A 23,992-nucleotide genomic window follows, 5' to 3' on the forward strand; every position below is an offset into this window, starting at 1 on the left:
TGGGAGGAATAACTTTTCCCAATTATTAATAGCTGCTGGAGCAGTTTGAATCTTTCCGAATATGAATGGTGAATTTCTTTCGGAAGGATTCAAATCCTCTTTGCGGTAAATAATGAACATTATTTGTTTTTTCTTTTCATGCTGCGGATGATTTCTTTGTCCTCCGTGCTTACCCGATAAGATTCTATGATTTTTTGTAGCGCTTTATTGTAGGTAAAGTCATCTAAATGATTTTCCTTCAGATAGTTCACCGTCTTTTGAGGAAATTTGACATAACATACGGATAAAGCCCATGCTACAGCCATCTTCACATAATATCCTTCGTGACTGATCCGGTCCATCCATTGCAATACGTTGTTTATATACTCTTCGTCAATATAATGAGCCATTGCCATTACTACTCCGAAACGTATCTCATATTCTTTGTCGGATTTCATCCAGTTTTCCAAAAATAGCCAGACCTTTTTCTTGTTCTTGTCAACAAACCGTTGTTTGCCGTAAAAGTCAAAAGTGTCACAAACAGACCAACTGTTGATGATGGTAACAAACCGGGCAACCAGTGAAAGATATGCTTCTATGTCTTTCATTCTCAGATTGCTTATTACCATACCTTGCAACATACGTTCTTCCATATAATAAGTATCCGCAGTCTGTAGATAACTCTCCCAGTCATCTTTGGCAATTTGTGCTCCTAACCGCCTTAGGGCAGGGATGCGGATACCCAATACATTTTCTATTCCCGGATGTAGCGATTCGGTGAACTTTTTATTTCCATTTTCTGCCAGTTGCAGCAAATTTTCTTTTATGGTCAATCCGTTGATACGATATTCGTCCATTTTGTTTTTGTAAGATAGGGTTAGATTTTCAGTCCCATGATATAATCGTTCATATAATATCCGTTGCCTATATGGAAATCTCCTTCTGCAACTTTTTCCATTCCTAAATGTTGGTAGAATTGTAAAGCCTTATTGTTACGGTTTACATTCAAGTGCATTTCGCAAGGTCCGGGATGGATTTCTTTAATTGCTTTGACGGCCTGCTCAAATAGTGCTTTGCCCAACCGGCAACCTTGAAAACGAGGAAGTACATAGATTTTCTGCAGATGAAATAAATGTTCTCCTTCGGGCTGTATGGAAACATATCCGGCAGCTTCTCCATCTTTGTAAGCTATGTAATAGATGTGCCCTTCTTCTTCTATTTGTTTACGCAGATTTTTCGGAGAGTACATCCAGTCCATCATGTAATCCAATTGTTCTTTTGAAAGAATTTCCTGGTAGGTGGCCGGAAATACAATCTGAGCCATCTCGTTAATCAACTGAATATCATTGGTTGTCGCTTTTTGTATGGTAAACATGATCTTTATATCTTTTTAGGGTTATAACGAGAGACAAAGATAAACTTTTTACAACAAAAAAAAGGGGACTTCCTTTCTTTTACTTGTTTAAATATTAATTTATGCAAAATAATAGATCTATGCAATACAAGGTACTGATATAATACATATATTTGTGCCAAACAAAGTATTATAAATTATGAATGTAGACAATGTACGATCTCAGATGCGCAAAGGAATGCTGGAATACTGCATTTTATTGTTGTTGCACAAAGAGCCGTCATATGCTTCGGATATCATTCAAAGATTGAAAGAAGCCCGGCTCATTGTAGTAGAAGGGACGCTTTATCCGCTGCTTACCCGGCTGAAAAACGATGACCTGCTCTCATACGAATGGGTAGAGTCTACTCAGGGACCACCTCGTAAATATTATAATCTCACTCCTCAGGGTGAAATATTCCTTAGCGGATTGGAGACTGCTTGGGAGGAGTTGACGAATACAGTGAATCATTTAAAAAACAATTAAAAACAGGATACAATGAAAAAGACTTTAACCATAAATTTAGGAGGTACCGTTTATCATATAGACGAAGACGCTTACCACTTGTTGGATAATTATTTAGCTAATTTACGCATTCACTTTCGTCGTGAGGAAGGTGCGGAGGAGATTGTACATGATATGGAATTACGCATATCTGAACTGTTTGCTGACCGTTTGAATGAGGGCAAACAGGTTATTACCATTGAGGATGTGGAAGAAATCATAGCCCGGATGGGTAAACCTGAAGAACTCTCTGGTGAAGGGAATGGAGAAACATCCGGTTCGGAAAAGACAAAAGGGACCACTGTACGCCGTCTGTTTCGTGATCCGGACAATAAAGTGCTGGGTGGTGTGGCTTCCGGATTGGCCGCTTATATGGGATGGGATGTTACTTGGGTACGTATCATTCTATTGGTTCTTGGCTTCTTTGTTCATGGGGTGATATTGGCTTATATCATAGCGTGGATTATTATTCCTATGGCGCGTACTGCCCCCGAGAAGCTGGCTATGAAAGGGGCTGCTATTAATGTGGAGAATATAGGCAAGACTGTAACAGACGGATTTGAAAAAGTGAATGATTATGTACGCTCAGATCGTCCTAGAAGTATCTTGCAAAAGATAGGGGAGGGGATTGTGTCTGTGGCGGGGTTCCTTATCAAATTCCTGCTTGTTTTCATTGCTATTTGCTGTGCGCCTGTATTGTTTGTATTATTGATTGTCTTTTTTGCATTGCTGATGGCGGCTACGGGGCTGATTGCTGCATTGCCGGCAGTGCTTTATGAGGTGCTGCCTGCAGTTAATTGGGCTACGGTGGGTAGCTCTCCGGGGTTGACTGTCGCTATGTCCGTTGCAGGTATTCTGGTTATCGGTATTCCTATTATAGGACTGATACACATGCTGATGCGTCATTTTGGAGGTTGGCAACCCATGTCCATTGTAACCAAAATTATATTTATCGTATTGTGGCTCATCGCTTTGGGAGTGGGTGTTTTCTTTGTACTGAATGATCCAAATATTGCTTCAATGATATCGTATAGTTTATAAAATACACTATCTTTGCAGATGGAAAGTTGGGAATCAAGAGGTGTCTTGTTCTCAACTCTCCGTTTTTTGTAAGGAATATCAAACATATATAAATACTATGACTAAGAAGATTTTATTGCTGGGTTCCGGCGAATTAGGTAAAGAATTCGTCATTGCGGCAAAACGTAAAGGGCAGTATGTTATTGCTTGCGACTCTTACGCAGGTGCTCCGGCCATGCAGGTGGCTGATGAATTTGAAGTGTTCAGTATGCTTGACGGTGATGCATTGGATGCTGTGGTAGCCAAACACAAGCCGGATATAATTGTGCCTGAAATTGAAGCTATCCGTACCGAACGTCTGTATCATTTGGAACAGGAAGGTATCCAAGTAGTGCCGAGTGCCCGTGCTGTGAATTTCACGATGAACCGTAAGGCTATTCGTGATTTGGCAGCTAAGGAATTAGGATTAAAGACAGCCAAATATTTCTATGCCAAGTCTCTGGAGGAGTTGAAAGAAGCTGCAAAAGAAATTGGTTTCCCCTGTGTGGTGAAGCCTTTGATGTCTTCATCCGGTAAAGGCCAGTCTTTGGTCAAGAGCGCGGATGAGTTGGAACAGGCATGGCATTATGGGTGTGAAGGCAGTCGTGGAGATATCAAAGAATTGATTATTGAGGAGTTTATTCAGTTCGATAGTGAGATAACTTTGCTCACCGTCACTCAGAAAAACGGTCCTACTTTGTTCTGTCCGCCTATCGGACATGTACAGAAAGGAGGAGATTATAGAGAAAGTTTCCAACCGGCACATATTGATCCCGAACATTTGAAGGAAGCGCAACGTATGGCTGATAAGGTAACGGCAGCTCTGACTGGTGCGGGAATCTGGGGAGTTGAATTTTTCTTGAGTCATGAAAACGGAGTTTATTTTTCCGAACTTTCTCCCCGTCCGCATGATACCGGAATGGTGACTTTGGCAGGTACTCAGAATTTAAATGAGTTTGAGTTGCATCTGCGGGCGGTGTTAGGACTTCCTATTCCTGAAATTACACAAGAACGCATAGGGGCCAGTGCAGTGATTCTTTCTCCTATTGCCAGCAAGGAAGCTCCCCGTTATCGTGGTGAGGAAGAGGTTTGTAAGGAGACAAATACTTATCTCCGTATTTTTGGTAAACCTTATACAAAATTGAATCGCCGTATGGGGGTTGTGGTTTGTTATGCTCCTAATGGCAGTGACTTGGACGCTCTGCGTGACAAATGCAAGGCTGTTGCTGCAAAGGTAGAGGTGTATTAATATCTTGTATTGATGGATATAAAATAAAGGTCCGGGCTTTCCCAAGTCCGGACTTTTTGTTGTTCCGAAGATATGCTTCCCTGGAACAAGGTTTTATAGTCTCTCTTTTGTGACTAACATTACAGAGAAATAATAATAGAGAGAACTCCACATCAATGGTTACGGTATAATAAGATAAATTCTTTTTGGCAAAATTGCAACATTTAATAATCTCAGACAATACCTACAAATAATGATTTTGATAGATACCTTTTCTACTTTCGTTTATTATAGCTATAAATAGGGATGTCTGACTGTCCAGAATACCTATATCATGCGATTGCACAGACAGATGGCAAACCTTATCTTTGCATTGTAAATAAGTCATATAAAAATTACGTAAACCACAAGTTAGTTATTAGTTAGTAGTCTCCCTGCGAAGTGATTCGCGGGGAGTGCTTCTTTTATGGGGTAATTTCCTTTTTTTATAGTGTTTCAGGTTCTTTGTCCAAGTTGGTTTCTATTTGTTTCGGAAAGGATAGTTTTTCATTGATGGATGAGGGCTATCCGTTTGCGTAGCTATGCATTCCTCCTAACAGAAAATTCACTCCGAAGTAAGTAATCAGTACTGTTATAAAAGCAGTTATACAGAAAACATGAAAAAACATGGTGCGATGAAACCATGGCAGTGATCTCGGATGCAGTGCCAAGGCATATACCAGCATGGTGATTAAGGCCCATACTTCTTTAGGATCCCATCCCCAATAGCGTCCCCATGATACGTTTGCCCATACAGCACCAATGAAAATACCGATAGCGAGTAAGAAAATTGCCGGATAAAGAATTATTTGGCTTATTATCTGCAATCGTTCTATTTGTTCTTTGCATTCTTTCTGTGATTGGTGGAGTATGACCGCTGTTACACCATTCAGCATGATAAATGCCAGCAGCGAATAAGCGATCATGATAACTACTACGTGGATACTCAATAATGGAGATTGCAGAACCGGCATCAGTTGTGTGATTTGTGGGTTTGATTCTCCCAGCATGGATACCATCAGCGTAAGTCCGCAAAGCAGGAAACCGAAAGGGAGCAACATTGCGAATTTACGTTGTAGCAGAAAAGTGAGCAATAGCGTACACCATGCCATGAACTGCATGGTTTCGAAGCCGTTGGACAATGGCAGATGATTGCTCACATAACCACGCAGGCAGATAGCAGCCGACAAATAGGTAAAAACAATCCATAGCAAAATATTCAATATTATGATTGCCTTCCGGCTTGTTCTCTTTTGCGATGCCATGCAATGGCAATAATAGATAAAACATATCAGGCCGATGCAAATACATGCCATGGCGACAGATTTGCTATAATCAAATTGATTATATATTTTCTCAGCCTTGAATTTATTATCTGCAGGAAGCAGTCCGTCACACTCTTTCTGCTGGTATTTCTTGATTTTTTCTAATAACAGGCAGGCATCATTGTACTTTTTCATCACAATCATTTCGTTTACATAACTCATAGATTTACGAATGAATACCCATTTGTCATTATCCATATCTTGAGGTAATTGGTCGCTTTGCGAATACCATTCCAATGTCTTTCCGGCTATATTGCGACAAGGGAATATTTTCATCATGGCACCGGTACATACTAAATTGATGATATTGAATTTCTCATCAGCTTCTTCTATGCCTCGTTTGTCAGTCACCTGTTCTCCTGAACGGATATGGTTCATCATTTTTTCCAGCTTGTATTCATTAATGGTACTGATATAGTCTTTCAGCCTGGCGTAATTCCCTTCTATTTCCAGTAATTTACGGGCTTCATTACTCTTGATTCGTATAATTGGTTCATTTTTCCAACTGTCATAATAAAACAGCCATCCGGTAAGTACTTCTTCTGGTGTCAGTCCTTTATATGAGGAACTACCGTAAAGTTTGACTGTAAAATCACGGGCAAAGGTTTGTAAAGGACAGATACGGTTGTTGTATAAAATATATAAATCTCCAAAATGTTCGGCTACTTCGCGCGGAAGCACCTTGGGGGATGTACTGTTTGCTTTGAGAAAATTACTGTTGAGACTGAATGCGAATAAAAGCAAGATGACTGTCAAGCTTCTGTGTAGCAAAGGGCTTTTCAGCAGTTGGCGGAACCGACTTTGCGGGCTGAAGAAAAAGAAAACGGTGGAAAGTAGCAATAAAGTATATCCTGCATAAGTGATTCCTATACCATAAGGATCATGAGATACACTAAATACGCTTCCTTCATTATCTTCACTGTAGCCTGATTGATAAAAGCGATAGTGTTGGTATGAAAATATATGATTCATGGAAACCTTCCCCTGTATCTGGCGGTGGCAGTCTTTGTCTGCTACTGAAATATGACTGATAAAGTCCATTGGAGCCAAGGTTCCTTTGTAATAAATAATTTCAAATTGGTTTAGTGTGATGCTGAAAGGTAGCTGGTGGGAAATTCCTTTGGAATCGGTGAAAGAGGTCTGTTGTTCTCCTTGGCGGACACGCATAGTGCCTTGTTCTCCATATATCCATGTGGTGAATGCCCCTGCCAATATAAATAGAAGAGAAAGATGAAGCAAAAAAATAACAGGCTGACGATGCAGTTTGCTTTTTATGATGTATAATAAGGAAGTAATTGCGGTTACTCCCCATAAAATGACAAAAGGTACGGAACTGTAGATATACTCGTTTACAAAGTCCGTACCATATATTTTTTCCAATATAGTAGCTATAGTAAGAATCAGAAGTAATATGCCTAGCAGACTGAAGGCAGTTCGTTTTAATAATTTCATGTAGTTATAATTTTCTGAAAGATAACCAGAAGGTGAATCTTGAATTTGTCTCATCCCCCTGAATGTCCTGTCATATTATTGGTGATAGGATTCAGGAGGGAGACAATCTGTTTCATTGCTTAAATGGCATCAATAAATTTGACGATGGCGTCACGATCTTCTTTACTGAGTTCACGGAACTTGTCAATGCTCCAGCGTGCGTCACTATTTGAAGCTCCATGCCACATAATGGCTTCAATGACATTACGTGCACGACAGTCATGCAAACGGTCGCTGTGTCCGGCACAGATTAAGGAAAGTCCGCGTCCCCAAAGAGGAGTGGTACGGCACCATCCCGTGCGGATATTGTTCTTCATTTCCAGGCGGTGTTGAACCATATCTGAATATGGCCAGATAGTTTGGTGTGGATAGCGTGGCAGACGGCTGTCACCATCTTTGAAGTATCCGTTCGGATCGGGATAATTATCGTCTCCTGTAGTCCATGACGGACGATGGCAGGTAGCACAGCCTATTTCACGGAATAATTTGTGACCTCTCTGAACTGTTTCGTCATCCAGATTCCGTGCGGCAGGAACTGCCAGTCCTCTGTGCCATATCATGAAGTTTACATAATCTTCGTCTGTCATTTCCACCGGAAGTTCCTTATTCATCAGATAGTTGTATATATCTTGTTCTACATTACCGGTCTGTTTCCATTCAGGGAAATAGTTATAAAAATCTTTTTGTACATCCGGGTCTTTGGAGGCTGTTTTGGCATACGTGTCAGTCATGTAGTGATAACGGCGGTCACTACGGGTAACATTGGTGATGTTCCAGATTGCATTGGCACCGGGACCATCCTGTATGGAAGATCTGGTCAAAGCGTAAGTATAACGTTTGGGATATTGTTTACCTGTAAGTCCCTTATAGAGTGAAGTCCACTCTCCGTTTGCGAAGATGGCTGGATTCAATTTTACACCTGCTTTTTCCTGACGTGCATATTCTGCTTTCAACGAATCATCGGGAATGGCATCTAGTAATCCGGTTCCGTAGATACCAATGGTAGATTCCAGCAAAACTACTACATCAGAGTAGTTGACAGGGGTGACAACTTGATTATAAGTAGCCTCCAAAGGTACGTAGTATGCATCTTGAGGAATAGTCACTTCCGGATAGATCAGACTGTATGTTTCTCCGTCAGGAAATTTATTTCCCCATTCGTCTGTGTAAGGCAGCCAGTCTATTTTTATCTTATCTTCATCTATTGGTGCTTTGAAAGGGGCTACAGCTTTGGTTTGAGGCATTCCCGTTAAAGAACTTAGGTAGTTATCCTTTCCATCGGTCACAACAAGTAGATATCCATTTCCCCAGTCATCAGCACGATAACGGTCTACCCGTTTGCCATGACCGTATCCGGGGTGGCAGTTCATACATGAATTGCGGATATAAAGCGGTCCCAAACCATTGAAAGGTTTGGAATTCTGCGTATAAGAACGTTCAAAGAAATATTCCCCATATTTGAATTTGTCGGTCATACCTGCATTTTCCGTTGCAGGAGTAGGATCTTCATAAGCAGAAGCGGAATTGTTGAAGGTTGTACCCAATTCTCCGCCTGCATAGGTCTCTACATTTACGTTGATATCAGGATTGACTTCCGGAGATTTGTTTTCCGGATTGTCATCGTCATTACAGGCTGTTAGCGAGAGCATTGTAAGGCCGCATAGAGCAGCAAGCCAGTGTATTTTAAATAACTTATTCATATAAGAATGTTTAAAGTTAGTTACTTTTCAAATTTATATACCAAAGAATCTACATAAGGTTGTCCTCCCCCGGTCTTTTTCACTATCATGTCTGTTGTAGAGGGGACATCCGGCAGCACAAAGCCGGTGCTTGGAGCGAATGTAAAATCACCATCTACAGCAAAAGATAGTACAATAGACCTTTTCCGGACACCCTCTTGCAGATCCTTTGTGGTCATTGGGGTAAACAGTTCTTTTTAATTGTTTCTTAAAGCTGTTTTAACATCAGACAATATGGCATCAAGATCCTGACAAGCTTTAATTGCTTCACCTGCACTTGGATCTTTAATATTGTTTACAAATGGAGCTGCCATGGCATTGATTTTGGTCAGAGCATTGTTTATGGCATTTACAACTTTTGTATCCAGTTCTTTATCTACTCCAGCAATATAGTTGTGTAGTGAGTTGGTTTCGTCACGTTCATTTTCTATACCGCCCATGTAAGCATTCTGAATACTGATGATGTTGTCATAAAAGTCTAGAATGGACTTGTGACTGTATGGTGATTCTATATAAGCAGGGTCTTCTCCGCTATAAGGTTTTCCTATTTTAGAAGTTCCTACTTCATCTGCGATAGTCTTGCAGCCGTCAATGATAGCTTGCATGGCTAATGTCCAGCTGGCGTATGTGCTACCTGCTTTTCCTGCATTCAGCATATTCTCACCATAAGAATATTCACCACTGTTTACAGTGTAAGGCAGTTCTAACTCATTTGCGACTTTAGCGACACGGTCGGCATTGACAGCACTTTCGCCTCTCCATGAAAGTTCCAGCTGCCAGCAACGGTTACGCAAATCACCAGCTACAGCTACGGCGTAAGTCAGATGTAAGTCACTGATTTTAGAAACTGATTTGGGGCTACCATCTTCGAAAAGGATGTATTCAATACCATGAAATCCTAATAAAGAATTACCCAATTTCTCGCCGGCATAAATATCTCCGTCTTCACCACCCATTGCTTCTACCTGTTCCGTATTTTTCAGTGCGGTCTGTAATCCGTCCAAGTCCAAAGGCCATGAGTCAATATGCGGGTCGATACCGAAATCGGTAGCTGCCCCATACAGGAAAGCTTCACTCTTTTCCCACCATGCACGTGCTTCAAGGAAGGTTTCGCAGGTAGCTTTTACATTTGCATCAGTCTTGCTGCTTTTTAATGCTTGTAAATCTTTTACTAGCTGTTCGGTTTCATCAGCCAGGTTCTTGTAAGTAACATATACCGTGTGATCAAGATACTGTTTTGCGATTGCTTCGAATTTTGCATCTGTTTCAGACGTACCGGTATCCGGAGTCGGATCATCGTTATCACTGCATGCGCTGAAACTGCAAGTCATCATTGTTGCTACAGCAACAAGTAAGGGGAATTTTAACAAACTTTTCATACCTATTTAATTTTAAAAAATGAATAATCGGGTTTATTTAATGAAAAATCCTGCATAAGCTATGCCCAATGAAAAAGAGGGTTCGTTATTATACTGGCTTTTCAAGAAGCGTTTTGAGTATTCGGCTTTTACTACGATGTCTTTCATAGGATAGTAGTTCAAACCGACGGCCATGCGTTGTTTTTTAGTCCATTCATATTTGCTGAAACCTTTAGCAGCCTTATGATATGAGTCATAGTATTCATATCGTCCAAATACATATAGTTTTTTACCATTGTCTCTCATTTTCTTTACTTGAGAAAAAATATCATATCCTGCCTCGATTCCGGCGGCAATGGCTGTCTTGCCCACGGCTGTGTGAGGATAAGGGGACTGTGTGCTATTGTCTTGGCTTTTGTTGTGAGTGGAGATCAGATCAGCGTCTCCCAGATGGCCATAATCAAAATTGCCGCGTACTACCCAGTTATGATCATTATAATCAAAGTCGAATGCACCTATGACCACTGTTCCTTTCACATCTTTATATTTGGTGGATTTTTCATCTTTAATAATGTCGTTTTGGAAACTGTTACCTATATAGCCGCTTATTCCCATACGCAATCCTTTGACAGAGTAATTGTCGATACGTGCCGCTCCTGCCAGATTGTTGGCTACTTTAAATTCATAGGCTGATGCAGAACCATCATGAATCCATCCGCTATGATTGAACATATTAGCATTCAATGCGGGAATAACCATTGCCTCATAACGCCAGTCACCTATACGCCCCCATACACTAAGACCGGTTTCATGCCATGTGCAAGGCATTATTGTGTTTTCACCTTCAGGACGATATACTGTAAAGAACTGAGTGGGAAGATGGGCGTTGTTTATTTGTCCTATCGGCACGATGATGTGCCCTGCGCGGATATTGAAGCCCGAGCAAAAAGATTTCTGAATCCAGAACTGCTCCAAAGCCACTTCACCCCCACGTTCTATTTCTTTTTCAAATTCTCCGGCTTCTTCGTCTTCTACTTCTATAGCCGATTCTGTTCCTCCGTGTTCAAACTCTATTTCACTACCCATGCTCCATCCTTTTCCGAAATCGTAGCCAATCATGATTACTACATGAGGTAAGTCTACGCGTCCGTGTCCGTCAGAGTCTTTGTAACTGTCTGCTTTAGAATAGCGGTACATATTGTCACTATAAAAATTACGTGTGTACACTGCTTCTCCGTAACCTCCCAATGTTAGCCGGGATTTTTTTTTAGGTTCTTCCTCCGTAGTTTTCTCTGTGTTATCCTTATCTATACTTGTTGCTTTTTCTGCATAACTGTTTGCAAGACAGGCCGACAAGCATAATGAGAACAATAAAACCTTTCTTTTCATTTTTGCTTTAATTTTTATAATTTTAAATCGGTGCAAAGTTATGGGAGGTTAAAAGGGTGGGCAATACCTAAAAATGGGTATTATTTTATGAAAATTGGTAATGAGTAGGTATTAAAGCTTGAATGATGCTGTCCGGAAAGGTTTATTACCCTGTTTTTCAGTTGTAAAATGATGCATTAAAATTTAAGATGGCAAAATAATAGTCTGTTTTAGTCTTTCCACATATGGCCAGATGCATATCTTCTTGCCACATGCTTTTTTACCTTTTTAAAAGAAGGGTGTTAGGGGATTTTTCTCTGTAAAGAGTGCAAGCCTTGTAATCAGATTCATCCTTAAAAGATCTTGTTTGTATCCCTAACCCTTTCCTGCCGTGTGGTTAAGGTTTTTCTTCCTGCTTGTTTTATCTCCGCAAGCCTTTGGAGTTATCTCCATAAGCTTTGGAGTTAACTCCATAGTCTTGGGAGATAACTCCAAAGGCTATGGAGATAGAATATATCTGTATAAAAAGGTTTAATCTGAAGATAGAAAAGACTTATACAATAGGGAGGATATGAACATTCATTTAATTCCGTTAGCGGGTTATTGCTTCTTTCAGCCCTTCCGGCCCTTTGAACTTCATGGTGGCGGAAAGATTGATTTAGTCATTCTTTTTTTCTTGGTCCGGATTCGTAATGACTTCTTCGTTTTCCGGATGACTGCTGTTGTCTTCCTCTTCCTCGTCAATGAAAAGTTCCGGTTGTTGGGGGCCTTTGTGTCTGAACAATATGGCTGCGGCTATTCCGGCCGCCGCGCCCCCCAAGTGTCCCTCCCAAGAAGTGGTGGAGGAGGCGAACTGCGGGAACATGTTCCATACCAGACTGCCATATAGAAAAGTGACAAGCAACGACAGGGCTACTAAAGGGACGTGTTTGCGGAGAATGCCACTGAAGAACAGAAAAAAGGCGAGTGAATAAATTATACTGCTGGCACCTATATGCCATCCCGGCTTGCCTATTATAAATGTAAGTATTCCACTGACTATCCAGATGAAAAAAAGTATACCAATGCCCAAATCACGATAAAAGTAGAGCAGACACCATAATAAAAAAAGAAGAGGAAAAGTGTTCGCAAATAAATGTCCCCAATCAGCGTGTATCAATGGAGAAGTGAAAATCCCCATTATTCCTTTGGTTTCTCTGGGATATATGCCCCAGGTGATAAAATCCCAATTCATGACACTTTCCATTGTACGCAGGGTGTACAGAATGAAAAGAAGTAATAACGGAAGAGCAAAAGCCAATAGAATTTTTTGAATTTCAAGTTTCATTTTGTCATAATTATGCTGATTTCTGTGCAATACTACGGATATTTGAGCGAAAAATGAAAAATATTTTGCTATTTAATTTTGCTTTATCCATTTAATTACTAATTTTGAGCGTTGCATACAAAAATAATATGTGACATAAATTGATATGGAAATTTGATTTATAACCTTAAAATAACAACTATGAGTTACTTACGATTTGACAAGACTCTTATGACGAACCTCGGGGAATCATTACCGAAAGAAATTCTCCGCACAAACCGTTCAGGGGCTTACCATTGTACAACCATTGTTGATTGCAATACGAGAAAATATCATGGATTGCTTGTCATTCCGGTGCCTGAACTGGATGATGAAAACCATGTATTGCTATCGTCGTTGGATGAAACAGTGATACAACACGGCGCTGAATTTAATCTGGGACTTCATAAGTATCAGGGCGACAATTACAGCCCAAGGGGACACAAGTATATCCGGGAATTCGAGTGTGAGAAAGTTCCTACCACTATATATCGGGTAGGTGGTGTGATTCTGAAGAAGGAAAAGCTTTTCGTTCATCATGAAAATAGAATTTTAATCCGTTATACTTTGTTGGAGGCACATTCGGCCACTACGTTGCGTTTGCGTCCGTTTCTGGCTTTCCGCAGTGTCCGTCAGTATACTCATGAGAACGCACAAGCCAGTCGTGACTATCAGGAGGTGGATAATGGAATTAAGACATGCATGTATCCGGGCTATCCCGAATTATATATGCAATTGAACAAGAAGAACGAATTCCACTATCAGCCGGATTGGTATCGGGGAATTGAGTATCCCAAAGAGCAGGAGAGAGGATATGATTTTAATGAAGATTTGTACGTCCCGGGTTATTTTGAAGTGGACATAAAGAAAGGTGAAAGCATCGTCTTTTCAGGAGGTGTGTCCGAGGCCAGTACCCGTACATTAAAGAGAACCTTTGAAGAAGAGGTGGAAGAACGTACTCCACGTGATAATTTCCAGCACTGTCTGATAAATGCTGCTCATCAGTTCTTGAATAAACAAGGAAATGAGTTTTATATTCTGGCAGGATATCCGTGGTTTAAATGCCGTGCGCGCGATATGTTTATTTCCCTGCCGGGACTGACATTGGCGATTGATGAAGTGGCTAAGTTTGAAATGGTGATGGAAACGGCCCGCAAGGCAATTCATGACTTTATTAATGATGAGCCTGATGATGTTAAAGTGTACGAAATGGAGCATCCTGATGTTTTGCTTTGGGCGGTGTGGTGTATCCAGCAATATGCCAAGATGGTGTCGCGCGACCAATGCCGTGAGAAATATGGTACATTGTTGCAAGACATTATGGAGTACCTTCGCCGGGAGAATCATCCGAATCTTTTCTTGCATTCCAACGGTCTGCTATATGCCAACGGCACAGAAAAGGCTATCACATGGATGAATTCTACCGCAAACGGACGCCCTGTGATTCCTCGTACAGGCTATATCGTAGAAATTAATGCTTTGTGGTATAATGCTTTACGCTTTACAAGTGAACTATTGAGCGAAGGTGGAAACAATAATTTGGCTGATGCGTTAAATGTATTGGCAGAAAAGACGGGGAAGGCTTTCGTGGATACTTTCTTGAATGAGTATGGTTATTTACTGGATTATGTGGATGGCAATATGATGGACTGGAGCGTGCGTCCGAACATGATATTTACTGTAGCATTCGACTATTCTCCGCTTGATGCCCGTCAGAAGAAAGGGGTGTTGGACATTGTGACCAAAGAACTGCTTACCCCGAAAGGGCTCCGTTCGCTCAGCCCGAAGAGTGGTGGTTACAACCCAAATTATGTAGGTCCTCAGATGCAGCGTGATTATGCTTATCATCAAGGTACCGCATGGCCCTGGCTGGCAGGCTTCTATTTTGAAGCTTACCTTCGTATTTATAAGATGAGTGGTATAGGATTTGTGGAGCGTCAGCTGATAGGCTACGAAGACGAAATGACTTCTCATTGTATTGGCTCTATACCTGAACTGTTTGATGGTAACCCGCCTTTCAAAGGTCGTGGAGCTGTATCATTCGCTATGAATGTGGCAGAGATATTGCGAGTATTATATTTATTGAGTAAATACAATTATTGAAAGGAGGGACCTGTATGAAAGTATTAATGTTTGGATGGGAATTTCCTCCCAAAATATATGGTGGTCTTGCTGTAGCATCTTACGGTATAACAAAAGGTTTGAGCCTGCAAGGTGATATGGAAACAACCTTCTGTTTGCCCAAACCTTGCGGCGACGAAGAAAAGTTTCTGAACATTATAGGCATGAACCAAGTGCCCATTGTGTGGCGTGATGTGAATTACGATTACTTAAAGTCACGTCTTTCGACTTCGACTCCGGAACAGTATTATGCTTTCCGTGATCATATCTATTCTGATTTCTCGTACATGCACGTCAATGACCTGGGGTGTATGGAGTTTGCCGGCGGCTATCCGGGAAACCTTCATGATGAGATCAATAATTTTTCTATTATTGCAGGGGTGGTTGCGCGCCAGCAAGAATTTGATATTATCCATGCGCACGACTGGCTGACTTATCCGGCTGGTGTGCATGCCAAGCTGGTAAGTGGCAAACCTTTGTGTATCCATGTGCATGCTACTGATTTTGACCGTTCGCGCGGTAAGGTGAATCCTACGGTATATGCTATGGAAAAGAATGGCATGGATCATGCCGACTGTATTATGTGTGTGTCCGAGCTGACCCGTCAGACAGTTATTCACCAATATCATCAAGACCCGCGCAAATGTTTTGCCATGCACAATGCCGTTTATCCGCTTTCGCAAGATTTGCTGGACATTCCTCGTCCTGATCATTCGAAAGAAAAAGTGGTGACTTTCCTGGGGCGTATCACGATGCAGAAAGGACCCGAGTATTTTGTGGAAGCCGCCGCATTGGTCTTGAAGCGTACCCGTAATATCCGTTTTGTAATGGCAGGATCGGGAGACATGCTGGATGCCATGATCAATCTGGCTGCGGAACGAGGTATTGCAGACCGTTTTCACTTCCCGGGGTTCCAGCGTGGGCGTCAGGTTTATGAAGCATATAAAAACAGTGATGTATTCGTAATGCCTTCTGTGTCAGAACCTTTTGGTATTGCTCCTTTGGAGGCTATGCAGTGCGGAACTCCTTCTATCATCTCAAAACAATCGGGTTGCGGTGAAATTTTGGATAAAGTAATCAAGACCGATTATTGGGATATCAACGCAATGGCCGATGCCATCTATTCAATTTGTACGAATCCTTCTCTTTTCCAATATCTGCAGGAAGAAGGAAAGAAAGAAGTGGATGGCATTACATGGGAGAAAGTCGGCTTGAGAATCCGTGCCCTCTATGAGCAGGTGTTAAAAAACTATGGTAAATAATAAAACAATAACTAGGATATGAAAACAATATGTCTTTATTTTGAAATACATCAAATTATCCATCTGAAACGCTATCGCTGTTTTGATATAGGCCGTGACCATTATTATTATGATGATTATGAAAATGAGCGCGGCATCAGTGATATAGCCGAACGCTCGTATATTCCTGCGCTGAGTGCGTTGATTGAAATGGCAAAGAATCACGGTGATACTTTCAAGGTGGCTTTGTCTATCTCGGGTGTGGCGCTGGAACAGTTGGAAGTGCATGCGCCTGGTGTAATCGAGTTGTTGCATCAGTTGAATGAGACCGGATGTTGCGAATTCTTGTGCGAACCTTATTCTCACGGTCTTTCCTCATTGGCTAATGAAGATTGTTTCCGCGAAGAAGTGGAACGTATGCGTACCAAGATTAAACAAATATTTGGCAAGGAGCCGAAAGTATTCCGTAACTCCAGCTTGATTTATTCGAATGATATTGGCGCTACGATAGCTGATATGGGCTTTAAAGGTATGTTGACTGAAGGTGCAAAACATATTTTGGGTTGGAAGAGTCCGCACTATCTGTATCATTGCGCCATGAATCCGAACTTGAAGTTATTGCTTCGCGATTTCAAATTGTCTGATGACATCAGTCTGCGTTTCTCTAATTCCGAATGGAATGAATATCCGTTGTTTGCCGACAAATATATAGATTGGATTGCAGCTTTGCCGGAGGAGGAACAGGTTATCAATATTTTCATGGAACTTTCTGCTTTGGGTATCGCCCAGCCATTGTCTTCCAATATTCTGGAATTTATGAAAGCACTGCCTGTCTGCGCAAAAGAAAGAGGGGTTACTTTCTCTACTCCGACCGATATCATTACCAAACTGAAATCTGTGGATCAGGTGGATGTTCCTTATCCTATGTCATGGGTAGACGAGGAACGCGATATCAGTCCGTGGTTAGGCAATGTGATGCAGCGTGAGGCTTTCAATAAACTTTATAGTGTGGCAGAACGTGTTCATTTGTGCGATGATCGCCGTATTAAGCAGGATTGGGATTATTTGCAGGCAAGTAATAATTTCCGCTTCATGACCACTAAGAATACCGGTATTTGGTTGAATCGTGGAATTTATGATTCTCCGTATGATGCTTTCACCAACTACATGAATATTTTGGGTGATTTTATAAGTCGTGTCAATTCGTTGTATCCGGTGGATATGGATAACGAAGAATTAAATTCGTTGCTTACTACCATTAAGAACCAGGGCGAGGAATTGGTGGCTTTGAACAAGGAAGTGGAGAGATTGCAGGCTAAACTGGAGAAAGCTGAAGGCAAGAAGGCTCCTGCCGTAAAGAAAGAACCTGCTGCCAAGAAACCGGCGGCGGCAAAGAAAGCGGCGGCAAAGAAGCCGGTTGCCAAGAAAGCTGCTTCGAAGAAAGAAGAATAACAGAAATAGTATAAAGGACTTAAGAATTCACCGTTGTGCTTTCGGAAAACTGGTTTTAAGGTTGGAAGAGGCGGAACGGTGTTTTTCTATATAAAAGTTTGCTGCATTGAATATTTTATTTACCTTTGTCAATCTCAGATACGAAAAAATATGAAACAATTGTGCCAGAATAAACATACGATACGTTTCCGCTATTGGAACCGGAAGAAGTACGCTATATTTTATAGTTTGGGCAAATGTGTAACTATTGGTAACCTGAAAAAGGAGATTGCCGATGTATCGTTGGGTAAACAGGCAAATGTTTGCACGGCATTCTCTGTTTGCTCTTCCGCACGAAAAGAGGATGCTGGAGAGGAATATGAAGAAGGAATGCCCCCTGTTGAATCTATGTTGCAAATGCTTCGGATCCAACTGCCTCAACCACAGGTGGCTGATGTGATTTGTCTTTTTTATTTGAATAAATATTGTTTGCCGGAAAGATGTGCCATGCATCTTTTCGGCTTTTTTGTCTTAATATGAACTGTATATGATGCTGAATGAAATAAGAAACAAAGTGCTGGGCGGTGAGAAGATTACCGTAGAAGAAGCCTGTTGGCTGTCCTGCAAGGCAGAGAAACAGGATTTGTATGATGCAGCTCATGAGATAACACAGGTCTGGGCTTCCCGGAAATTCGATATGTGTTCCATCATCAATGCTAAATCCGGTAAATGTCCTGAGAATTGTAAATGGTGCGCACAGTCTGCACATTATGAAACAAAAGTGGATGTTTATGATTTGGTTGGGAAGGAAGAATGTCTGCGCCATGCTTTGTATAACGAAGCGCAGGGAGTATCCCGTTTTTCTTTGGTGACCAGTGGCAGGAAACCGGGTAGCCGGAACTTGAACCGGCTATGTGAGACAACAGAATACATGCGTGCGCATTCGCATATTCAGTTATGCGCTTCTTTAGGATTGCTGGATGAGGCGGAATTGAGACGGCTGTTTAAGGCAGGCATCACCCGTTATCATTGTAATCTGGAAACGGCTCCCTCTTATTTTTCATCTCTATGTTCTACTCATACACAAGAACAGAAATTAGAAACGTTGCAGGCAGCACGCAGGGTGGGGATGGATGTATGCAGCGGAGGAATCATCGGCATGGGCGAAACAATGGAACAGCGTATTGAGTTTGCTTTTACACTGAGGGAATTGGAAGTACAGTCTATTCCTATAAACCTGTTGCAGCCTATACCCGGCACTCCATTGGAAAAAATGGATCGTCTTGCAGAGGTGGAGATTCTGACAACCATCGCTTTATTCCGTTTTATCAATCCCACAGCATTTCTTCGTTTTGCCGGAGGGCGTTCACTGATGAGTGTGGAAGCTGTAAAGAAAGCATTGTATATCGGTATTAATTCTGCCATTGTGGGAGATTTGCTGACTACATTAGGTTCAAAAGTATCAGAAGATAAAATATTGATAGAAGAGGCCGGGTATTCGCTTTGATACATTATAAAGTTATTATAACAATAAGGAAGTAATATATGGAAAATTTTGACAGGGAGCATTTATGGCATCCTTATACATCGACTACTCATCCGCTGCCCACTTATAAAGTAAGACGGGCGGATGGAGTATATATAGAATTGGAGGACGGAAGATGTTTGATAGAAGGGATGTCTTCGTGGTGGTGCATGGTACATGGATACAATCATCCGGTATTGAACCAAGCGCTCAAGGAACAGATAGACCGTATGAGCCATGTCATGTTCGGCGGACTGACACACGATCCGGCCATCGAATTAGGCAGGTTGTTGTTGAAGATTGTTCCTCCCCGTATGCAGAAAATATTTTATGCTGACTCCGGTTCGGTTGCGGTGGAAGTGGCATTGAAAATGGCCGTGCAATATTGGTATGCGCAAGGGAAGGAAAAGAAAAATAATTTTGTAACTATTCAGTCCGGATATCATGGAGATACGTGGAATGCCATGTCTGTTTGTGATCCGGTGACCGGTATGCATCATATTTTTGGCCCTACATTGCCTGTGCGTTATTTTGTTCCTGCTCCCCGGTCGCGCTTTGACGGAATCTGGTATGAAGAGGATATAGAGCCCTTGAGGGAAATATTGGAACAGCATCATGAAGAGATGGCCGCATTGATTCTGGAACCTATTGTACAAGGGGCGGGCGGAATGCGTTTTTATCATCCTGAGTTTTTACGCCAGGCAGAGAAACTTTGCAGGCAATATCGGCTGTTGTTAATCTTTGATGAGATAGCGACAGGTTTCGGAAGGACGGGGAAACTGTTTGCTTGGGAGCATGCGGGTGTCCAGCCCGATATCATGTGCATAGGCAAGGCACTGACCGGTGGATACATGACTTTCTCTGCTGTCCTTGCCAGTGATGATGTGGCTGATACAATTTCCGGCGGTTATCCGGGAGTCTTTATGCACGGCCCTACTTTTATGGGAAATCCGTTGGCTTGTGCCGTAGCGAAAGCATCCGTGGAATTATTGCTTTCATATAGTTGGGAGGAAAAGGTAAAGGCCATTGAATCACAGTTGAAGAGGGAGCTGGCCCCTGCTGCTTTATTGCCACAAGTGGCTGATGTGCGTGTATTGGGAGCTATCGGGGTTATTGAAGTGAAGAAACCGGTAGATATGGCTTTCATGCAACGTCGTTTTGTTGAAGAAGGGGTATGGGTACGTCCTTTTGGAAAACTGGTGTATATCATGCCGCCTTTTATAATTCAGCCTGGAGAATTGAGCAAATTGACGCATTCACTGGTGAAGATAGTAAGAGAATTAAAAGAATAAGTGATAGTACTGAGAGAAATAGAAAAAATGAATTCATTAACAGATTGGGAAAGGGAATTAGCCCTGCTTGAAAATAAAAGTAATCTTCGTAAGTTGCCTGTTATCCGTCATTTGGGAAGAGAGGTGGAGGTGAATGGAAAAGTGATGCTTAACCTTTCATCCAACGATTATCTGGGATTGGCTGCTTATCTGCCATTACGTACGGAATTCTTGCAAAGTCTTACTCCCGACACCTTTCTTCCTTCCTCTTCATCCTCTCGGCTGCTGACAGGAAATTTTGATATCTATGTTCAGATAGAGGATTTGCTTGCCCGACTGTATCGGAAGGAAAGCGCGTTGGTTTTTAATAGTGGTTATCACATGAATGCCGGTATTCTTCCTGCAGTGAGCGATACTCGTACATTGATCCTTGCCGATAAACTGGTACATGCCAGTATTATTGACGGCATTCGTTTATCGGCGGCCAAGTGTATCCGATACCGGCATAACCGGTACGAACAATTGGAACAGTTGCTGGTTTCCAATCATGCCGGGTATGATAGAATAATTATTGTAACCGAAAGTATTTTCAGTATGGACGGTGATGAGGCCGATCTCCGTCGTTTGGTCACTTTGAAGCAACAATATGATAATGTATTGCTGTATGTGGATGAAGCGCATGCTGTAGGGGTGCGGGGGATGCATGGCCTGGGGTGTGCGGAAGAACAGGATTGTGTGGCTGACATCGATTTCTTATGTGGAACTTTTGGTAAAGCGTTAGCCTCGGTAGGAGGCTATATTGTTTGTTCGAAGACCATCCGTGATTATTTGGTCAATAAAATGCGTACATTCATATTTACAACGGCTCTTCCTCCTGTCAACTTGCTATGGACATTCTTTATCCTGGAGCATTTGAACAGTTTCAGCTTCCGGAGGGAAAGGTTGAAGAAGATATCCTCTCTTTTGAAAGACGCGTTGGTAAAGAAAGGCTACGCTTGTCCTTCTACCAGCCATATTCTGCCAATGACGATAGGCGATAGCGGTGATACGGTGTTAAAGGCCGATTTCTTGCAGCGTAAAGGTTTTTATGCGTTGCCGGTGCGTCCTCCTACTGTGCCCGAAGGAACATCGCGTATCCGTTTTTCGTTGACAGCGGATATTACTGAAGAAGAAATAAAAAGTCTGATAGAATTGATATGAAACATTATTTTATACAACAAAATTATCTTCCCCGATTGACACTTTTTTTTGCCGGTTGGGGAATGGATGAATGTCCTTTCATGGATTATTGCTCCGGAAATAGCGATCTGTTGGTTTGTTATGATTATCGTTCGCTGGATTTTGATTTCACGCTGTTGCAGGGTTATCAGGAGATTCGTCTGATAGCCTGGTCTATGGGAGTATGGGCCGCGTCTATGGTATTGCAGGATATGGACTTGCCCATTTGTGAGAGTGTTGCTTTAAATGGCACGGTAACTCCTGTCGATGATTTGAAAGGTATTTCGCAGCAAGTTTTTGAAGGAACACTGGAAGGCTTGAATGAGGTTACGCTGGAAAAGTTTATCCGCAGGATGTGTTTGAAAAAGGAGAATCTGGAAACATTCTTGTTGAAACGTCCGCAACGTGCGGTAGAGGAACTGCAAGAAGAGCTTCGGAGGATTGGAGAACAGGTAAAATCTTGCGCTGTTCCCAGTTTTGCATGGGAACGGGCTGTTATAGGCAAGAATGATTTGATTTTTACGGCGGTCAACCAAAGAAATGCATGGACCGGGACGGAAGTGGCAGAGTATGATATTCCTCATTATTCAGAAGAAATAATGAGAGATTTGCTATGCCCGTCTGTCATTTAAAATGAAAACGTATGATTAATAAGCAATTGATAACCCGTCGCTTTTCCCGCGCTGTAGAGAGTTATAACCGTGAGGCGGTGGTTCAAAAGCAGATTGCATACCGCATGAGTGATATGCTAAATCATTATTTGCCCCGTCCGTGCGGCCGGATATTGGAAATTGGTAGCGGGACGGGCTTTCTTACCCGCAGGCTGATGGAAACCCTCCATCCTGAAAAACTGGTGTTGAATGATATTTGTCAGGAGATGAGTACTTGTTTCACCGATTTGTTGGGAAGCGGGCGGGCTATCTTTCTGGCAGGGGATGCCGAGTCCCTTCCTTTTCCAAAAGGACAGGATTTGATTGTATCATGCTCGGCATTACAGTGGTTTGTTTCTCCCGAGCTGTTTTTTGAACGTTGTAATACTTTGTTGAAGCAGAAAGGATATTTTGCTTTTACTACGTTCGGCAGGGATAATCTGAAAGAAGTTGCATCGGTTACCGGCAGCGGTCTTCACTATCGTTCTTTAGAGGAGTTAGAAGAAGCACTGCGCATACACTATGAGATTGTGAAGGCTCATGAGGAACGTATCTGTCTGACTTTTGGCACTCCGCTCGAAGTGCTTTATCACTTGAAACATACCGGGGTGGCTGCTGTCAGGCAACAAGCGTGGACTAAAAGGAATTTGCAGGATTTCTGTGACAAGTATGCCCGTTTGTTCAGTGATGGTCGTTCGGTGACTTTGACTTATCATCCTATTTATATTATTGCAAAGAAAAGACAATAGAAATAAAAAGAATCATGAAACAGAATGTATTTTTCGTAAGTGGTATTGATACAAATATTGGTAAAAGTTATGCCACGGCCTATCTGGCACATCTTTGGAACAAACAAGGATGTCGTACTATTACTCAAAAATTCATACAGACAGGAAATCCGGAAGGTTATTCGGAGGATATTGAGTTGCATCGTCGTCTGATGGGGACGGAGTATTTGCCTGAGGATGAGCAGGGACTTACCAAACCTGAAATATTTTCTTATCCGGCTTCTCCCCATTTGGCTTCACGAATAGATAACCGCACCATTGATTTTGATAAAATAAAGCATGCCACGGAGGTGCTGAGTGAGCGCTATGATGCTGTTTTAGTGGAAGGAGCCGGGGGGCTGATGGTGCCGTTGACAGAGGAGAACCTGACTATAGACTATATTCAGGAATCGGGTTACCCCTTAGTTTTTGTTACTTCGGGACGATTGGGAAGTATCAACCATACATTATTGAGTTTTGAGGCTATAGAACGGAGAGGGATAAAGCTTCATACAGTGATGTACAATCTGTTTCCCGAAGGAGAAGATAAAATCATTCAGGCAGATACAGAGGCTTATATTTGTCGTTATATAGAGAAGCATTTCCCGGATACAGCATTTGTGAAGGTGCCTTGCTTGTAATTCATCTTTCTTGTTTATGATGTGTCTACCTAATAAAAAGACAGGCCTTGTTTCGCAACAAAGCCTGTCATGCAAACTTAAAACAACCAACAAAAGAAATAGATAATTTCGGGCAATTATCTAATAAAAAGCAATTCTCTGTATTTAGGTAATGTCCACATCTGATTGTCAACAATCAGTTCCAGCTTGTCAATGTGATAACGTATCTCTTCCAGCATGGGGGCGATAGTGTCATGATAGGCGATTGCTTTCTCCCGTTCACTTTCTATCTTGTTAGCCACCTTACGTGCTTCCACCA

General features: G+C 41.9%; 20 protein-coding genes and 1 pseudogene. 12 read left to right on the forward strand and 9 right to left on the reverse strand.

Going from position 1 to position 23,992, the window contains the following annotated elements:
- Positions 1-119: 119 nt before the first annotated feature.
- The gene (locus AB5935_RS05035; protein WP_038609273.1) at positions 120-836 is read right to left on the reverse strand and encodes a DNA alkylation repair protein; all 717 of its coding nucleotides are present in this window, start codon (positions 834-836) and stop codon (positions 120-122) included.
- A 20-nt stretch (positions 837-856) separates the two neighbouring features.
- A complete protein-coding gene (locus tag AB5935_RS05040) occupies positions 857-1,354 on the reverse strand; it encodes a GNAT family N-acetyltransferase (RefSeq protein ID WP_007852407.1) in 498 nt (165 codons plus the stop codon).
- 178 nt (positions 1,355-1,532) lie between these two features.
- On the opposite strand from AB5935_RS05040, the gene AB5935_RS05045 reads away from it, so the two are divergent.
- From AB5935_RS05045 to purT, 3 genes are all read left to right on the forward strand, one after another.
- Positions 1,533-1,859, forward strand: coding sequence for a PadR family transcriptional regulator (locus AB5935_RS05045; RefSeq protein ID WP_007843900.1), 327 nt, complete (start codon positions 1,533-1,535; stop codon positions 1,857-1,859).
- Positions 1,860-1,871: 12 nt separating this feature from the next.
- Positions 1,872-2,918 (forward strand): PspC domain-containing protein, encoded by a 1,047-nt coding sequence (locus tag AB5935_RS05050; RefSeq protein ID WP_038609276.1) that lies wholly within the window; start codon positions 1,872-1,874, stop codon positions 2,916-2,918.
- An 88-nt stretch (positions 2,919-3,006) separates the two neighbouring features.
- On the forward strand, positions 3,007-4,185 hold the full coding sequence (gene purT, locus AB5935_RS05055) for a formate-dependent phosphoribosylglycinamide formyltransferase (protein WP_257731139.1): 1,179 nt from the start codon (positions 3,007-3,009) through the stop codon (positions 4,183-4,185).
- Positions 4,186-4,727: 542 nt separating this feature from the next.
- Here purT and ccsA read toward each other — a convergent pair.
- The 6 genes from ccsA to AB5935_RS05085 all read right to left on the reverse strand — a co-directional run bounded on the left by ccsA (position 4,728) and on the right by AB5935_RS05085 (position 12,811).
- Positions 4,728-6,980, reverse strand: coding sequence for a cytochrome c biogenesis protein (gene ccsA / locus AB5935_RS05060; RefSeq protein ID WP_007843905.1), 2,253 nt, complete (start codon positions 6,978-6,980; stop codon positions 4,728-4,730).
- 119 nt (positions 6,981-7,099) lie between these two features.
- Positions 7,100-8,719 carry a di-heme oxidoredictase family protein gene (locus tag AB5935_RS05065; protein ID WP_007838287.1) on the reverse strand — a complete coding sequence of 540 codons (1,620 nt, stop codon included), beginning with the start codon at positions 8,717-8,719 and terminating at the stop codon, positions 7,100-7,102.
- 20 nt (positions 8,720-8,739) lie between these two features.
- Positions 8,740-8,937 (reverse strand): hypothetical protein, encoded by a 198-nt coding sequence (locus tag AB5935_RS05070; RefSeq protein ID WP_005843339.1) that lies wholly within the window; start codon positions 8,935-8,937, stop codon positions 8,740-8,742.
- Between the two features lie 18 nt (positions 8,938-8,955).
- Positions 8,956-10,137, reverse strand: a complete 1,182-nt coding sequence (locus AB5935_RS05075) for an imelysin family protein (protein ID WP_008782349.1) — start codon at positions 10,135-10,137, stop codon at positions 8,956-8,958.
- Between the two features lie 33 nt (positions 10,138-10,170).
- On the reverse strand, positions 10,171-11,505 hold the full coding sequence (locus tag AB5935_RS05080; RefSeq protein WP_007843907.1) for a hypothetical protein: 1,335 nt from the start codon (positions 11,503-11,505) through the stop codon (positions 10,171-10,173).
- A gap of 637 nt (positions 11,506-12,142) precedes the next feature.
- Positions 12,143-12,811 carry a rhomboid family intramembrane serine protease gene (locus AB5935_RS05085; RefSeq protein WP_007838294.1) on the reverse strand — a complete coding sequence of 223 codons (669 nt, stop codon included), beginning with the start codon at positions 12,809-12,811 and terminating at the stop codon, positions 12,143-12,145.
- Between the two features lie 180 nt (positions 12,812-12,991).
- Between AB5935_RS05085 and AB5935_RS05090 the strand changes: the two genes are divergently transcribed.
- The 9 genes and pseudogenes from AB5935_RS05090 to bioD all read left to right on the forward strand — a co-directional run bounded on the left by AB5935_RS05090 (position 12,992) and on the right by bioD (position 23,694).
- Positions 12,992-14,932, forward strand: coding sequence for a glycogen debranching enzyme N-terminal domain-containing protein (locus AB5935_RS05090; RefSeq protein ID WP_007838296.1), 1,941 nt, complete (start codon positions 12,992-12,994; stop codon positions 14,930-14,932).
- 14 nt (positions 14,933-14,946) lie between these two features.
- Positions 14,947-16,212 (forward strand): glycosyltransferase, encoded by a 1,266-nt coding sequence (locus AB5935_RS05095; protein ID WP_007838297.1) that lies wholly within the window; start codon positions 14,947-14,949, stop codon positions 16,210-16,212.
- A gap of 18 nt (positions 16,213-16,230) precedes the next feature.
- Positions 16,231-17,643: a glycoside hydrolase family 57 protein gene (locus AB5935_RS05100; protein WP_008652278.1), complete on the forward strand. Its 1,413-nt coding sequence runs from the start codon at positions 16,231-16,233 to the stop codon at positions 17,641-17,643.
- 150 nt (positions 17,644-17,793) lie between these two features.
- Positions 17,794-18,162, forward strand: coding sequence for a hypothetical protein (locus AB5935_RS05105; RefSeq protein WP_007838301.1), 369 nt, complete (start codon positions 17,794-17,796; stop codon positions 18,160-18,162).
- A 7-nt stretch (positions 18,163-18,169) separates the two neighbouring features.
- Positions 18,170-20,439, forward strand: a pseudogene (bioA, locus tag AB5935_RS05110) (adenosylmethionine--8-amino-7-oxononanoate transaminase).
- A 27-nt stretch (positions 20,440-20,466) separates the two neighbouring features.
- Positions 20,467-21,618: an 8-amino-7-oxononanoate synthase gene (locus AB5935_RS05115; protein ID WP_007844934.1), complete on the forward strand. Its 1,152-nt coding sequence runs from the start codon at positions 20,467-20,469 to the stop codon at positions 21,616-21,618.
- Complete coding sequence (locus tag AB5935_RS05120; protein ID WP_038609281.1) at positions 21,615-22,268, forward strand: DUF452 family protein; 654 nt, start codon at positions 21,615-21,617, stop codon at positions 22,266-22,268. Before AB5935_RS05115 ends, AB5935_RS05120 begins: the two co-directional genes overlap by 4 nt.
- Before the next feature lie 11 nt (positions 22,269-22,279).
- Positions 22,280-23,035, forward strand: coding sequence for a malonyl-ACP O-methyltransferase BioC (bioC, locus tag AB5935_RS05125; RefSeq protein WP_007838313.1), 756 nt, complete (start codon positions 22,280-22,282; stop codon positions 23,033-23,035).
- Between the two features lie 14 nt (positions 23,036-23,049).
- Positions 23,050-23,694 (forward strand): dethiobiotin synthase, encoded by a 645-nt coding sequence (gene bioD, locus AB5935_RS05130; RefSeq protein WP_007838314.1) that lies wholly within the window; start codon positions 23,050-23,052, stop codon positions 23,692-23,694.
- A gap of 116 nt (positions 23,695-23,810) precedes the next feature.
- Here bioD and AB5935_RS05135 read toward each other — a convergent pair.
- Positions 23,811-23,992: hypothetical protein (locus AB5935_RS05135; protein ID WP_368327342.1), on the reverse strand; the 182-nt coding region annotated here is incomplete at its 5' end.

The sequence above is a fragment of the Phocaeicola sp. RTP21198st1_B8_RTP21198_201120 genome (assembly GCF_040929485.1).
Taxonomy (GTDB): Bacteria; Bacteroidota; Bacteroidia; order Bacteroidales; family Bacteroidaceae; genus Phocaeicola; species Phocaeicola dorei.

Coding starts and splice junctions, on each gene's coding strand:
- AB5935_RS05035 (WP_038609273.1), bottom strand. CDS start 836: ATGGACGAATATCGTATCAACGGATTGACCATAAAAGAAAATTTGCTG.
- AB5935_RS05040 (WP_007852407.1), bottom strand. CDS start 1,354: ATGTTTACCATACAAAAAGCGACAACCAATGATATTCAGTTGATTAAC.
- AB5935_RS05045 (WP_007843900.1), top strand. CDS start 1,533: ATGAATGTAGACAATGTACGATCTCAGATGCGCAAAGGAATGCTGGAA.
- AB5935_RS05050 (WP_038609276.1), top strand. CDS start 1,872: ATGAAAAAGACTTTAACCATAAATTTAGGAGGTACCGTTTATCATATA.
- ccsA (WP_007843905.1), bottom strand. CDS start 6,980: ATGAAATTATTAAAACGAACTGCCTTCAGTCTGCTAGGCATATTACTT.
- AB5935_RS05065 (WP_007838287.1), bottom strand. CDS start 8,719: ATGAATAAGTTATTTAAAATACACTGGCTTGCTGCTCTATGCGGCCTT.
- AB5935_RS05070 (WP_005843339.1), bottom strand. CDS start 8,937: ATGACCACAAAGGATCTGCAAGAGGGTGTCCGGAAAAGGTCTATTGTA.
- AB5935_RS05075 (WP_008782349.1), bottom strand. CDS start 10,137: ATGAAAAGTTTGTTAAAATTCCCCTTACTTGTTGCTGTAGCAACAATG.
- AB5935_RS05080 (WP_007843907.1), bottom strand. CDS start 11,505: ATGAAAAGAAAGGTTTTATTGTTCTCATTATGCTTGTCGGCCTGTCTT.
- AB5935_RS05085 (WP_007838294.1), bottom strand. CDS start 12,811: ATGAAACTTGAAATTCAAAAAATTCTATTGGCTTTTGCTCTTCCGTTA.
- AB5935_RS05090 (WP_007838296.1), top strand. CDS start 12,992: ATGAGTTACTTACGATTTGACAAGACTCTTATGACGAACCTCGGGGAA.
- AB5935_RS05095 (WP_007838297.1), top strand. CDS start 14,947: ATGAAAGTATTAATGTTTGGATGGGAATTTCCTCCCAAAATATATGGT.
- AB5935_RS05100 (WP_008652278.1), top strand. CDS start 16,231: ATGAAAACAATATGTCTTTATTTTGAAATACATCAAATTATCCATCTG.
- AB5935_RS05105 (WP_007838301.1), top strand. CDS start 17,794: ATGAAACAATTGTGCCAGAATAAACATACGATACGTTTCCGCTATTGG.
- AB5935_RS05115 (WP_007844934.1), top strand. CDS start 20,467: ATGAATTCATTAACAGATTGGGAAAGGGAATTAGCCCTGCTTGAAAAT.
- AB5935_RS05120 (WP_038609281.1), top strand. CDS start 21,615: ATGAAACATTATTTTATACAACAAAATTATCTTCCCCGATTGACACTT.
- bioC (WP_007838313.1), top strand. CDS start 22,280: ATGATTAATAAGCAATTGATAACCCGTCGCTTTTCCCGCGCTGTAGAG.
- bioD (WP_007838314.1), top strand. CDS start 23,050: ATGAAACAGAATGTATTTTTCGTAAGTGGTATTGATACAAATATTGGT.